Here is a 13,309-nt window from a genome sequence, read left to right as displayed (position 1 = left end):
GACTTCTAAGTAGCCGAGCCCCATGTCCGAGCCCCGCAAGATTCTCGTCACCAGCGCCCTGCCCTACGCCAATGGTTCGATCCACCTTGGCCACATGGTCGAGTACATCCAGACCGACATGTGGGTGCGTTTCCAGAAGCACCGTGGCAACCAGTGCACCTACGTCTGCGCCGACGACGCCCACGGTTCGGCCATCATGCTGCGCGCGGAAAAGGAAGGCATCACCCCCGAGCAACTGATCGCCAACGTGCAGGTCGAGCACAGCACCGACTTCGCCGACTTCCTGGTGGAGTTCGACAACTTCCACTCCACGCACTCGGACGAGAACCGCGAGCTGTCGTCGCAGATCTATCTGAAGCTGCGCGACGCCGGGCACATTTCCCAGCGCTCGGTAACCCAGTACTTCGACCCAGACAAGCAGATGTTCCTGGCCGACCGCTTCATCAAGGGCACCTGCCCCAAGTGCGCAGCCGAAGACCAGTACGGCGACAACTGCGAAAAGTGCGGCGCCACCTACGCCCCCACCGAGCTGAAGAACCCCAAGTCGGCGATTTCCGGTGCCACGCCGGTACTGCGTGACTCACAGCACTTCTTCTTCAAGCTGCCCGACTTCCAGGCCATGCTGCAGCAGTGGACCCGCAGCGGCACCCTGCAGGACGCCGTGGCCAACAAGCTGGCCGAGTGGCTGGACAGCGGCCTGCAGGAGTGGGACATCTCCCGCGACGCACCCTATTTCGGCTTCGAGATCCCGGGCGAGCCAGGCAAGTATTTCTATGTGTGGCTGGACGCGCCGATCGGCTACATGGCCAGTTTCAAGAACCTGTGCGCGCGCCGTCCGGACCTGGACTTCGACGCCTACTGGGCCAAGGACTCCACTGCCGAGCTGTACCATTTCATCGGCAAGGACATCATCAACTTCCACGCCCTGTTCTGGCCCGCCATGCTCGAAGGCGCTGGCTACCGCAAGCCGACCGCCGTCAACGTGCACGGCTACCTGACCGTCAACGGCCAGAAAATGTCCAAGTCGCGCGGCACCTTCGTCAAGGCCCGCACCTATCTGGACCATCTGTCGCCCGAGTACCTGCGCTACTACTACGCTTCCAAGCTGGGCCGTGGCGTGGACGACATGGACCTGAACCTCGATGACTTCGTGCAGAAGGTCAACTCCGACCTGGTGGGCAAGGTGGTCAACATCGCCAGCCGCTGCGCAGGTTTCATCCACAAGGGCAACGCCGGCGTGCTGGTGGCCGAAAACGCCGCGCCAGAGCTGACCGACGCGTTCCTGGCGGCCGCGCCAAGCATCGGCGAAGCCTACGAGAACCGCGACTTCGCCCGCGCCATGCGTGAAATCATGGCACTGGCCGACCGCGCCAACGCCTTCATCGCCGACAAGGCCCCCTGGGCCCTGGCCAAGCAGGAAGGCAAGCAGGACGAAGTACAGGCCGTGTGCGCACTGGGCGTGAACCTGTTCCGCCAGCTGGTGATCTTCCTCAAGCCCGTGCTGCCGCAACTGGCTGCCGATGCCGAGGCGTTCCTGAACGTCGCACCACTGACCTGGGCCGACCACGCCACCCTGCTGGCCAACCACCAGCTCAACCCGTTCCAGGCGCTGATGAGCCGTATCGACCCGGTGAGAGTGCAGGCCATGGTCGACGCCTCCAAGGAAGACCTGGAAGCCGCCCAGGCCAGCAATGCCCCGGCCGGCAACGGCGAGCTGGTGAAGGAGCCGCTGGCGGCGCAAATCGAGTTCGACACCTTTGCCGCCGTTGACCTGCGCGTGGCCCTGATCGTCAAGGCCGAGCACGTGGAAGGCGCCGACAAGCTGCTGCGCCTGACCCTGGACATCGGTGACGAGCAACGCAACGTGTTCTCGGGCATCAAGAGCGCGTACCCGAACCCGGCGGAACTGGAAGGTCGCCTGACCATGATGATCGCCAACCTCAAGCCACGCAAAATGCGCTTCGGTATGTCCGAAGGCATGGTCATGGCTGCCGGCCCCGGTGGCGAAGAGATCTACCTGTTGAGCCCTGACAGCGGCGCCAAGCCGGGCCAACGCATCAAGTAATACCCTTTGCGGGAACTGGCTTGCCAGCTCCCGCAATTGTTCCTGCACTGCGGACCCAAAGATGAGCCTGATTCAACGCATCGACGCCCTGCTGCCCCAGACCCAGTGTGGCAAATGCGGCCATGGCGGCTGCCTGCCGTATGCCAAGGGCATTGCAACAGGCGAAGACATCAACAAATGCCCGCCAGGCGGCACGGAAACCCTGGGCGCCCTGGCCAACCTGCTGCAGGTTCCGGTGATTGCACTGGACACCAGCCGCGGCAGCGCCCCGGCGCAAGTGGCCTTTATCCGCGAAGCCGAGTGCATCGGTTGCACCAAGTGCATACAGGCCTGCCCGGTAGACGCCATCCTCGGCGCAGCCAAACAGATGCACAGCGTCATCGTTGACGAATGCACCGGCTGCGACCTGTGCGTGGCACCGTGCCCGGTTGATTGCATCGAATTGCGACCGCTGCCGGCCGGCGTCACCGTGGCGATTGTCGGCGGCCTGGCCACCAGCGAGGTTCAGCGCCAAGCCCGCTCGCTCAAGCGCGACCGCGCGCGCCGGCGCTTCGAAAACCGCAGCGCACGGCTGGCGCGCCAGGTAGCGCTGCGCGAAAGCCGGCGGCCGGTCGCTGTGGTTGCCACGCCTGCCCCGGCCGCGGCGCCGTCCGACCCCGTGCAGGCGGCCCTGGCACGGGTCAAGGCGCAAAAGGCGGCCAATGCCGACGCACAGCTCAAACAGGCCAAGATAGCCGCCGCCATGAGCCGTGCACAGTGGAGCAAAACCCTGCGGGCCTACACCACGCCGCCTACGCTGGAACAGTTCGAACGCCTGCATGCCCTGGACGCCGAAGCCAGGCAGGCCGAGGCGCACTTGGCGAGCCTGCTACGCGGCCAGCCATGACCCCTTGCCACCCTGGACACCGTGATCGATGAACAACGTCAAACGTCGGGAAATATTCCGCCGGCTGCATGAAGACAATCCCGAACCCAAGACCGAACTGGCCTACAGCTCACCGTTCGAGTTGCTGATTGCCGTGATTCTGTCGGCCCAGTCCACCGACGTGGGCGTCAACAAGGCCACCGCCAGGCTGTACCCGGTGGCCAATACCCCAGCCGCGATCTACGCACTGGGCGTGGAAGGGTTGTCCGAATACATCAAGACCATCGGCCTGTACAACAGCAAGGCGCGCAACGTGATCGAAGCCTGCCGCATGCTGGTGGAACTGCATGGCGGCGAAGTGCCACAAGACCGCGAATCACTTGAGGCCTTGCCAGGCGTTGGCCGCAAGACGGCCAACGTGGTGCTCAACACCGCGTTCCGCCAGCTCACCATGGCCGTGGACACGCATATTTTCCGAGTCAGCAACCGCACCGGCATCGCCCCGGGGAAAAATGTGATCGAGGTGGAAAAGAACCTGCTCAAGTTCGTGCCACGCCAATATCTGCTCGATTCCCACCACTGGCTGATCCTGCACGGCCGTTACGTGTGCCAGGCGCGCAAGCCGCGATGCGGCAGTTGCCGTATCGAAGACCTGTGTGATTACAAGCACAAAACGTCCGACGATTGATCGGCTATTGAAAAAATCCATAAGCCGATTGAAAAAATCTTTTTTACGTGCTGCAAAATTACCGATATAAGGTGCGCCAATGGCATTCCAAGCCTGGAGTTGACTGTATGAGCACCGGTAAAGAAGAACTGGATGTGGAAGACGAGTTTGCCCCTGTCGACAACGAAGAAGCAGATGCCCCGGTAGAGGTGGCAAAAACCAATCTCAACAAGCGCCGTACCATTGATAACCTGCTGGAAGAACGCCGCCTGCAAAAGCAGCTGGCCGACTACGATTTCGACCTGTAGCCCCTTTCCCCTTCGAGCACCGGCCTTGTAGCCGCTGCCGAAGGCTGCGGTGGCCCTTAAGCCAAACCATTTCGCTGCGCCAGCTCGATCAGGTCCACCAGCGAACGGGCATTGAGCTTGAGCAGCAAGCGGGTCTTGTAAGTGCTGACCGTCTTGTTGCTCAGGAACATGCCGTCGGCGATCTCCTTGTTGCTCTTGCCCCGGGCCAACTGCTGCAACACCATCATTTCGCGCCCCGACAGGCGTTCGATCATCTGCGCCTCCGACGCATTGCCCAGGCTTGAACGCACCGAGTGCAATGCCTGGTTGGGAAAATAGCTGTAGCCGGACAATACCGCCTTGATGGCACTGAGCAGTTCGGTGAGTTCCTGCTGCTTGCACACGTAACCGGCAGCGCCAGTCTGCATGCAGCGCAGGGAAAAATGCCCGGGCGCCTGCGAGGTCAGGACCAGCACCTTGCACGAACGCTTTTCACTGGAAAGGCGCGCGATTACCTCCAGGCCATCGAGCTTGGGAATGGCAATATCGAGTATGACGATGTCAGGTTCATGCTCACGAGCCAGTTGCAAGGCGTCCACGCCATTGTCCGTCTCGCCGATCACCTCGTAGCAATGGCGCTCCATCAGCATGCGCACCGCCAGGCGAACGACAGGGTGATCATCCACGATCAGCACTTTATTCATGGGCAAATCCAATTTTCGCTGTTCGAATTTTTAGAGCCCGCACAATAGCCTAGTCGTCTGGCTCTTTGCATTGCATCGCCGCCAGCCACCTAGCAGCAAAGACAAAACCTACAGCCAAGAGAGACATTTCCTACAGAAAACCTCACTCCTTGAAGTTCCCTCCAGATTTTTCCGACAATTGGTAGCCCTACATTGATAAATATATGACGACAAAGAGCATTGCACATTGAATTATCCACAGCAATTGAGTATTTACTTACAAGCCAGTCAACCTGTGTCGAACTCTTCACGCACACTCTTTCGCCTGCCAGTCATTACATTCTGCTGGCAAAGTCCCGCCAAGGCCTCTGTACTCTTTATATCCAGCTGTAAATAACCGTACAACTGTCAGAACCTGCAAAGCCTCCCGCAACGCCTGCGCCCCGGGCCCTTCGGACAGGAAAGGGGTTCCCCCGCAGGCACCGTACAACGCTGACAGCTGTCATATCCGCAAACAAAAATAACTATGCATCGGATAGCCCTCGCCACAGAAACTCTAATATTCCAATGACAGATGCCGGCTTATGAACAGGCCGCGCCAAGGAGTTTCGATGTCCAGCCCGCCCGCGCATACCAAGAACCCCCTGACGATCATTGCCATATTCGCAGCCATCGTCGAAGCCTCAGCACTGGCGTCGTTGCCATTTCTCAAGGACGATAGCCAGGACTTGTACACCTGGTTCCTGATCGGCTTCCCGCCATTCCTGACCCTGCTGTTTTTTGTAACACTCAACTTCAATTACAAAGTGCTGTATTCGCCTTCCGATTTCAGCAACGAAGGTGATTTCCTCCAGATCGCCAAAGGCGGTGCCGCGCCCCCCTGCAATACGGCCGCAGCCAAACCCGATGACCTGGCACCGCCCCCCGAGGCGGCCACCGAGCCCTCGGCGGCAAGCCATGCCCAGGCGCCGCCCGGGGCTGCGCCGCGCCAGGAGCGCATGGTTGAATCCAGGGCGCTGTATATCCTTGATTGCCAGCACTTCGCTTGCGACGAACAGCTGGGCAGCACGGTCAACGAAATCCTGAAGCCTAACCAGGGGCCGGACCGGCACCTGATCATCCTGTATCGCACGCCACAACTGCGCAGCCCTGTCAGCCAACTGCTGACCCAGGTGTTGAGCCAGGCATTCGAGGGCGGTACCGATTGCGTCATCAGTGCCTATGACCTGGACGAAGCGGCGCTCACCACCCTGACCCGGCGGCTGGCCAGCGCACCTGGCCGGCCGATAGCCGGCGAGCCATGAAAGGCAGGCACCTAAACGCACAAAGCCCCGGGCAGGCCGGGGCTTCGTGGGTTAACCAGGGGGCAATCAGAACAGCTTGCGACCCTTGTTGGCTGCGATGCGCATGCGCAGTGCGTTGAGCTTGATGAAGCCCGCTGCGTCAGCCTGGTTGTACGCGCCGCCGTCTTCTTCGAAGGTGGCGATGTTGGCGTCGAACAGCGAGTCGTCGGACTTGCGGCCGGTGACGATGACGTTGCCCTTGTACAGCTTCAGGCGCACGACGCCGTTCACGTTGACCTGGGAGGCGTCGATCATCTGTTGCAGCATCAGGCGCTCAGGGCTCCACCAGTAGCCGGTGTAGATGAGGCTGGCGTACTTGGGCATCAGCTCGTCTTTGAGGTGAGCCACTTCACGGTCCAGGGTAATGGACTCGATGGCCCGGTGAGCGCGCAGCATGATGGTGCCGCCTGGGGTCTCGTAGCAGCCACGGGACTTCATGCCCACGTAACGGTTCTCGACGATGTCCAGGCGGCCGATGCCGTGGGCGCCGCCGATCTTGTTCAGGGTAGCCAGCACGGTAGCCGGGGACATTTCCACGCCGTCCAGGGCGACGATGTCACCGTTGCGGTAGGTCAGTTCCAAGTATTGGGCGGTGTCGGGTGCGTTCTCTGGCGAGACGGTCCAACGCCACATGTCTTCTTCGTGCTCGGTCCAGGTGTCTTCCAGCACACCGCCTTCATAGGAGATGTGCAGCAGGTTGGCGTCCATCGAGTACGGGGACTTCTTCTTGCCGTGGCGCTCGATCGGGATCGCGTGCTTCTCGGCGTAGTCCATCAGCTTCTCGCGCGACAGCAGGTCCCATTCACGCCAAGGGGCGATGACTTTCACGCCTGGCTTGAGGGCGTAGGCACCCAGCTCGAAACGCACCTGGTCGTTGCCCTTGCCGGTGGCGCCATGGGAAATGGCGTCGGCGCCGGTTTCGTTGGCGATTTCGATCAGGCGCTTGGCGATCAGCGGGCGAGCGATGGAAGTACCCAGCAGGTACTCGCCTTCGTAGACGGTGTTGGCGCGGAACATCGGGAACACGAAGTCACGCACGAATTCTTCGCGCAGGTCGTCGATGTAGATCTCTTTGACGCCCATGGCTTGCGCCTTGGCGCGGGCCGGCTCTACTTCCTCGCCTTGACCCAGGTCTGCGGTGAAGGTCACCACTTCGCAGTTATAAGTGTCCTGCAGCCACTTGAGGATCACCGAAGTGTCCAGGCCGCCGGAATACGCCAGAACGACCTTGTTTACGTCCGCCATGCCATCACTCCACGGGGTTGTACGGAAAGCCGATTAGTCTACCGTTCAAACCCGCAAAATTACAGAGGCGCGACAGCAAATGACGATGAAGCGACAATAAGTTTCACCCCGGCGACCCTACTCTCTACGCCCCAGCACCTGTAGCAGCGGCCGCAGGGCGCGGCAAAGGCACCGCGCAGTGCCTGACACACCGCGCCGCAAAACGCAGCCTTCGCCAGCTACCCGCTCCCACAAAGACAGTTGCTGCTACGGGAGTGGTCGCAACCGGCACTACAACTGCGCTGGCGGCTTGGGCTGCGCCGGTCCTGGCTGGGCAGGCGCCTGCTGGGACGCTGGCACCGCCGCCTTTTGCGCGGCTTCGGCAGGCACTGCCGGCTTGTCTGACGCAGCCACCCGCGACAGCTGGATATTCACCCGGCGGTTCAGCGCACGGTTGGCCGCGTTGGTGTTCGGCGCCACCGGGTACTGCTCGCCATGGAAACGCATGACCATGTCGGTCTCCGGCACGCCCGCAGCCTTGAGGTAATCCAATACCGCCAACGCACGGCGACGGGACATGTCACGGTTGGTCAGGCGGTTGCCACTGTTGTCGGAATGGCCGTCGAGCTCGACATGGTTCACCGAGGGGTCGGCTTTCATATATGCCAGTATCGTATCCAGGCGGCGCTTGTCGGCCGCATCCAGATCTGCCCCACCCCCAGGGAAACCCACCTGGGTACGGCTGACCTGATCAAAGTTCATTGGCAGCAGCTTGGTGGTGCACGCCTGGAAATCGCTGTAGCCCTGGTTGAACCGCACCGGCAGCACGCGCACTTCGGTGGGCCGTCCGGTTTCTCCGGAAATAGTGCGGATGACCGTACTGCGACCCTCGATCAGGCCGCCGATCAAACGGCTGGCCTGGCCCTGGGAGGTGCTGAACAACGTGCCGCCACCGCCCATGCGCACCGAGCCCAGGTTGATGTCGCCACGCCCCGGCTGCCAGGGCGCAGCCGCCGCCAGCAAAGTCGCCGAGCCATGGCCCAGCAGCAGGCTGGTGGATTTGAGGCTGAACACCGCGCCCTCGCCCGCGCGCTGGACGAATTCGCCGGCACCGAAATCGGTGATCGGCTGGACCAGGCGGCACTCGAACTGATCGCCTTCAACCTTCCACTCGACGCTCTCCAGGCGGGTCTGGAAAGTGATGGCCATCGCAGGCAAGGTGGCAAACATACTGAGCAAGGCAAGATAACGCTGGCGCACGGGAGGCTCCACAGATTTGTACGGCATACCTCCGGGCTATCGGTCAGCTGTCTGAAAACTTGATAGCGAGTGCCTGCATCGGCCATTTGCGGTAGCATTCCCCCGAGTTCGAACCGCCTGGAATCCCCCCAATGTCCGACCGCCTGACCCTCCTGCGTCCCGATGACTGGCACATCCATCTTCGCGATGGCGCCGTGCTGCCCCATACCGTCGGCGACGTCGCGCGCACCTTTGGCCGCGCAATCATCATGCCTAACCTGGTACCACCCGTTCGCAACGCCCAGGAAGCCGACGCCTACCGTCAGCGCATCCTGGCCGCGCGCCCGGCCGGCAGCCGTTTCGAGCCCCTGATGGTGCTGTACCTCACCGACCTGACCACCCCTGCCGACATTCATGCGGCCAAGGCCAGCGGTTTTGTCCACGCCGCCAAGCTGTACCCGGCCGGAGCCACCACCAACTCCGATTCCGGCGTGACCAGCATCGACAAGATCTTCCCGGTACTGGAAGCCATGGCCGAAGCCGGCATGCCGCTGCTGGTGCACGGTGAAGTGACCCGTGGCGAAGTCGACGTGTTCGACCGCGAGAAGCAGTTCATCGACGAGCACATGCGCCGTGTGGTGGAACGCTTCCCGAGCCTGAAAGTCGTGTTCGAGCACATCACCACCGGTGATGCCGTGCAGTTCGTCAACGAGGCCTCGGCCAACGTGGCGGCCACCATCACCGCGCACCACCTGCTGTACAACCGCAACCACATGCTGGTGGGCGGCATTCGCCCGCACTTCTACTGCCTGCCAATCCTCAAGCGCAACACCCACCAGGTGGCGTTGCTGGACGCGGCCACCAGTGGCAGCAGCAAGTTCTTCCTGGGCACCGACTCGGCGCCCCATGCCCAGCACGCCAAGGAAGCCGCCTGCGGCTGCGCGGGCTGCTACACCGCCTATGCGGCGATCGAGTTGTACGCCGAGGCGTTCGAACAGCGCAATGCCCTGGACAAGCTCGAAGGCTTTGCCAGCCTGCACGGCCCGGCGTTCTACGGCCTGCCGGTGAACACCGACCGCATCACCCTGGTCCGCGAAGAGTGGACCGCCCCGGCCAACCTGCCCTTCGGCGAGTTGTCCGTTATCCCGCTGCGCGCCGGTGAAAAACTGCGCTGGCGCCTGCTGGAGCAAAACGCGTGAGTGAAGATCAGTTCGACGAAGACCAGGACAACGGCAGCAGCGCTTCGCGCCACCCCATGGCGGCGCGTTTTCGCGGTTACCTGCCGGTAGTGGTCGATGTCGAGACCGGTGGCTTCAACAGCGCCACCGACGCGCTGCTGGAAATTGCCGCCACCATCATCGGCATGGACGAGATGGGCTTCCTGTACCCCGAGCACACGCTGTTCTTCCGCGTGGAACCGTTCGAAGGCGCCAACATCGAACCGGCCGCCCTGGAGTTTACCGGCATCAAGCTGGACCACCCGCTGCGCATGGCGGTAAGCGAAGAGTCGGCGCTGACCGAGATCTTCCGCAGCATTCGCAAATCGTTGAAGTCCAACGGTTGCAAGCGTGCGGTGCTGGTGGGCCACAACGCCAGTTTCGACCTGGGGTTCCTGAACGCCGCCGTGGCGCGCAATGACCTCAAGCGCAACCCGTTCCACCCCTTCTCCAGCTTCGACACCGCCACGCTGGCGGGCCTGGCCTACGGCCAGACCGTGCTGGCCAAGGCCTGCCAGGCCGCCGACATCGACTTCGATGGCCGTGAGGCTCACTCGGCGCGCTACGACACCGAAAAGACCGCCGAGCTATTCTGCGGCATCGTCAACCGCTGGAAGGAAATGGGCGGCTGGGAAGATTTCGATCATTGATCGATGCGTGAGCTTCGCCAACGGCGCCTTCGGGCGCCGTTTTCATGTGTGCACTACCGCTCATCGCTCCTCATCATTTATAGAACGAAGTTGTTTTGACAAGCATTCTCATTACGATTAGTCTCACCGGATCAAGAAGACACAGCGACGGTGTGTACCCTATGTATGTTTGCCTCTGCCAAGGTGTGACCGACGGTCAGATCCGTGACGCGATCTATGAAGGATGCTGCAGCTACAAGGACGTCCGCCAGACCCTGGGCGTGGCCAGCCAATGCGGCAAATGTGCCTGCCTGGCCAAGCAGGTGGTACGCGAAACCCTCACCGAACTGCAAGCCACCCAGGCCGCTCTGCCCTATCCAGTAGAATTTACCGCCGCCTGAAATAACGCATTTTGAAGAACCGGACCTCGTGTCCGGTTTTTTTATGCCTTTAATTCAATCAGTTACGCCGTGGATGCAGAACTCAAACATTCTTATTCCGATTAATTTTCATATATTATTCAATAACTTAGGTTTGACAGCGGAAGTTGTCGGGCTCAAACTTCTGTCATTGGCATACTTCAACCAGGACAGGACCCCATCATGAAAGGCGATATCAGCGTCATCCAGCATCTCAACAAGATCCTCGGTAACGAGCTCATCGCCATCAACCAATACTTCCTTCATGCCCGCATGTATGAAGACTGGGGCCTGAACAAGCTGGGCAAGCACGAGTACAAGGAATCCATCCAGGCGATGAAGGACGCTGACAAACTGATCAAGCGTATCCTGTTCCTCGAAGGCATTCCCAACCTGCAAGAACTGGGCAAGATCCTGATCGGCGAGCACACCCGCGAAATGCTGGAATGCGACCTGAAGATCGAGCGCAAGGCGCACACCGACATCAAGGCCGCCATCGCCCACTGCGAAACCACCGGTGACTACGGCAGCCGCGACATGCTGGAAGACATTCTGGAAGACCAGGAAGAGCACATCGACTGGCTGGAGACCCAGCTGGGCCTGATCGACAAGGTCAGCCTGGAGAACTACCTGCAGTCGAGCATGGGCGACGACGAGTAATCCTGCCCTGCCCCAACAGCCCCGCCGGCAAACACCCGCGGGGCTTTTTCATGGACAACACGAATTGCCACCATCAGGCCGGCGGCCCCGCAGCCTTGGCGTTTAATCGGCCACACGGAAAATGAGTTCCGAATGGGAAGATGAAGATACTTTCATGATGCTTGCACAAGGTGCGACAAACCGCCGCAGGCCGCCAAGCACGGGCCTTTCGGCCATTCGTGCAGTTCTCGCAAGAAATCGTTGCAAAAATTAGGTATTTACTTAGGAAGCTACCAAATTCTATAAAAGAGTCCTGCAGAGCCTTGCTGCAGAACTTGAGAAATTGGAGCTTTCAAATGACTGTAAAAGTAACCGAACGCGACGATTCACATATGTCCCACGAAGGCCTCGCCGCTGGCATCCGTATCTGGGACGTGTATCAACAAGACCTGCTGGTCGGCATGTTCCACAACGAGAACGACGCCCACAGCTATAAGGCCGAGCTGGAAAACCTCGAAGCGCAGCGCTTCCAGCAATAATTCATGGTTACCTCTTTTCTGCCTTCAACAAAAAACCCCGCCTAGGCGGGGTTTTGTTTTACAGCGGCGTTACCACATCAGGTCATCAGGGATCACGTACGCCGCGTACGGGTCATCCGCGTCCGGCTCTTCGGTCACCACGTTGAGCAGCACGATACGCTCCGGTGCGCGCTCCTGAATCTTCAGGGCGGCTTCGCGAGGAATCACCTCGTAACCACCGTTGTGGTGCACGATGGACAGCGAGCCGGAGCTGAGCTTGGCGCGCATCAAGGCGTTGACCGACAGGCGCTTGACCTTCTTGTCGTCGACGAAGTTGTAGTAGTCCTCGGTGGTCAGCTTGGGCAGGCGCGACACTTCGATCAATTGCTTGACCTGGGCGGCACGGGCCTTCTGCTCGGCCTTTTCCTGCTGCTGGCGATTGAGCTCCTGGTCGCGCTTGACCTTCTCGGCCATCGCTTCCTGGGCCAGGCGCTGCTGGGTGTCATCGACTTCCACCTGGCCTTTTTGCTCCAGGCGTTTCTGTTTCTGCTGGGTCTTGCTGACTTGCTTGACCTGCTTATGGTTGACCAGACCGGCTTTCAGCAATTGGTCACGAAGGGAAAGGCTCATGGTACGTGCTCACTTATGCAACGGGCTCAGCCACAGCTGGGCAGGTTCTTTTCCTGGCGTTTGGCTTCACCCCACAGGGCGTCCAATTCGTCGAGGGTGCAATCTTCAATGGGACGGTGGGTGTCGCGCAATGCCTGTTCGATAAAACGGAAGCGCCTGTCGAATTTACCGTTGGCGCCACGCAGGGCGTTTTCCGGATCGACCTTGAGGTGACGGGCCAGGTTGACCACGCTGAACAGCAGGTCGCCGATCTCCTCGGCCACCGCGTCCTTGTCATCGCCGGCCATGGCTTCCAGCACTTCGTCCAGTTCTTCGCGCACCTTGTCCAGCACCGGTAGCGCGGCGGGCCAGTCAAAGCCAACGCCAGCGGCGCGCTTTTGCAGCTTGGCCGATCGGGCCAAGGCCGGCAAGGCCTGGGGAACGTCATCGAGCAGAGACAACTGTTCCGGGGCCTTGGCCTTCTCGGCGCGCTCCTGGGCCTTGATCTCTTCCCAGCGATGCTTGACCTGTTCTTCGGTCAAGCGCGGGGTGTCCAGGGGCGCGTAGAGGTCACCCGTGGGGAACACATGGGGGTGGCGACGGATCAGTTTGCGGGTGATGCTGTCGACCACACCATCGAACTCGAACCGCCCTTCCTCGCGGGCCAGTTGGCTGTAGTACACCACTTGGAACAGCAGGTCGCCCAGCTCGCCCTGCAAGTGCTCGAAATCGCTGCGTTCGATGGCGTCGGCGACTTCGTAGGCCTCTTCCAGCGTATAGGGGACGATGGTGGCGTAGGTCTGCTTGATGTCCCACGGGCAACCGTATTGCGGGTCACGCAGGCGGGCCATGAGGCTCAGCAAATCTTTGAGTTGATACATGGGGCTCCTTTGGGTCGCAGCTTC

Annotated in this window: 14 protein-coding genes and 1 pseudogene; 10 read left to right on the top strand and 5 right to left on the bottom strand. The window is 60.7% G+C overall.

Annotated features, from left to right (window positions below):
- The first annotated feature begins 22 nt into the window (after positions 1-22).
- The 4 genes and pseudogenes from metG to PMM47T1_RS03730 all read left to right on the top strand — a co-directional run bounded on the left by metG (position 23) and on the right by PMM47T1_RS03730 (position 3,905).
- The gene (gene metG / locus PMM47T1_RS03745; RefSeq protein ID WP_008365921.1) at positions 23-2,065 is read left to right on the top strand and encodes a methionine--tRNA ligase; all 2,043 of its coding nucleotides are present in this window, start codon (positions 23-25) and stop codon (positions 2,063-2,065) included.
- A 61-nt stretch (positions 2,066-2,126) separates the two neighbouring features.
- Positions 2,127-2,948, top strand: a pseudogene (locus tag PMM47T1_RS03740) (RnfABCDGE type electron transport complex subunit B); the annotation flags it as partial.
- 31 nt (positions 2,949-2,979) lie between these two features.
- On the top strand, positions 2,980-3,618 hold the full coding sequence (gene nth, locus PMM47T1_RS03735; RefSeq protein WP_008365918.1) for an endonuclease III: 639 nt from the start codon (positions 2,980-2,982) through the stop codon (positions 3,616-3,618).
- A 107-nt stretch (positions 3,619-3,725) separates the two neighbouring features.
- Positions 3,726-3,905, top strand: coding sequence for a PA3496 family putative envelope integrity protein (locus tag PMM47T1_RS03730; protein WP_008365916.1), 180 nt, complete (start codon positions 3,726-3,728; stop codon positions 3,903-3,905).
- A gap of 56 nt (positions 3,906-3,961) precedes the next feature.
- Here the strand turns inward: PMM47T1_RS03730 and PMM47T1_RS03725 are convergent, their stop codons facing one another.
- Complete coding sequence (locus PMM47T1_RS03725) at positions 3,962-4,588, bottom strand: response regulator transcription factor (RefSeq protein WP_008365915.1); 627 nt, start codon at positions 4,586-4,588, stop codon at positions 3,962-3,964.
- Between the two features lie 590 nt (positions 4,589-5,178).
- Between PMM47T1_RS03725 and PMM47T1_RS30255 the strand changes: the two genes are divergently transcribed.
- Positions 5,179-5,871 carry a hypothetical protein gene (locus tag PMM47T1_RS30255; protein WP_008365913.1) on the top strand — a complete coding sequence of 231 codons (693 nt, stop codon included), beginning with the start codon at positions 5,179-5,181 and terminating at the stop codon, positions 5,869-5,871.
- A 66-nt stretch (positions 5,872-5,937) separates the two neighbouring features.
- On the opposite strand, the gene PMM47T1_RS03715 is transcribed toward PMM47T1_RS30255, so the two are convergent.
- Together PMM47T1_RS03715 and PMM47T1_RS03710 are read right to left on the bottom strand one after the other, a co-directional pair.
- Complete coding sequence (locus tag PMM47T1_RS03715) at positions 5,938-7,155, bottom strand: argininosuccinate synthase (RefSeq protein ID WP_008365911.1); 1,218 nt, start codon at positions 7,153-7,155, stop codon at positions 5,938-5,940.
- A gap of 270 nt (positions 7,156-7,425) precedes the next feature.
- Positions 7,426-8,394, bottom strand: coding sequence for a flagellar protein MotY (locus tag PMM47T1_RS03710; RefSeq protein ID WP_008365908.1), 969 nt, complete (start codon positions 8,392-8,394; stop codon positions 7,426-7,428).
- Between the two features lie 131 nt (positions 8,395-8,525).
- On the opposite strand from PMM47T1_RS03710, the gene pyrC reads away from it, so the two are divergent.
- The 5 genes from pyrC (at position 8,526) to PMM47T1_RS03685 (ending at position 11,816) form a co-directional block, all read left to right on the top strand.
- Positions 8,526-9,572 (top strand): dihydroorotase, encoded by a 1,047-nt coding sequence (gene pyrC / locus PMM47T1_RS03705; protein ID WP_008365907.1) that lies wholly within the window; start codon positions 8,526-8,528, stop codon positions 9,570-9,572.
- Positions 9,569-10,240, top strand: a complete 672-nt coding sequence (rnt, locus tag PMM47T1_RS03700) for a ribonuclease T (RefSeq protein ID WP_008365905.1) — start codon at positions 9,569-9,571, stop codon at positions 10,238-10,240. Before pyrC ends, rnt begins: the two co-directional genes overlap by 4 nt.
- A 161-nt stretch (positions 10,241-10,401) precedes the next feature.
- Positions 10,402-10,620 carry a bacterioferritin-associated ferredoxin gene (locus tag PMM47T1_RS03695; RefSeq protein ID WP_008365903.1) on the top strand — a complete coding sequence of 73 codons (219 nt, stop codon included), beginning with the start codon at positions 10,402-10,404 and terminating at the stop codon, positions 10,618-10,620.
- A gap of 201 nt (positions 10,621-10,821) precedes the next feature.
- Entirely contained in the window at positions 10,822-11,298 is a 477-nt protein-coding gene (gene bfr, locus PMM47T1_RS03690; RefSeq protein WP_008365901.1) for a bacterioferritin, read from the top strand.
- A gap of 335 nt (positions 11,299-11,633) precedes the next feature.
- Positions 11,634-11,816 carry a hypothetical protein gene (locus tag PMM47T1_RS03685; RefSeq protein WP_008365899.1) on the top strand — a complete coding sequence of 61 codons (183 nt, stop codon included), beginning with the start codon at positions 11,634-11,636 and terminating at the stop codon, positions 11,814-11,816.
- A 69-nt stretch (positions 11,817-11,885) separates the two neighbouring features.
- Here the strand turns inward: PMM47T1_RS03685 and PMM47T1_RS03680 are convergent, their stop codons facing one another.
- Complete coding sequence (locus PMM47T1_RS03680) at positions 11,886-12,425, bottom strand: DUF2058 domain-containing protein (protein WP_008365897.1); 540 nt, start codon at positions 12,423-12,425, stop codon at positions 11,886-11,888.
- 26 nt (positions 12,426-12,451) lie between these two features.
- Positions 12,452-13,285: a nucleoside triphosphate pyrophosphohydrolase gene (gene mazG, locus PMM47T1_RS03675; protein ID WP_008365895.1), complete on the bottom strand. Its 834-nt coding sequence runs from the start codon at positions 13,283-13,285 to the stop codon at positions 12,452-12,454.
- Positions 13,286-13,309: the final 24 nt, after the last annotated feature.

It is taken from the genome of Pseudomonas sp. M47T1 (genome assembly GCF_000263855.1).
Classification (GTDB): Bacteria; Pseudomonadota; Gammaproteobacteria; order Pseudomonadales; family Pseudomonadaceae; genus Aquipseudomonas.
This window is presented reverse-complemented; position numbering and strand designations above follow the sequence as displayed.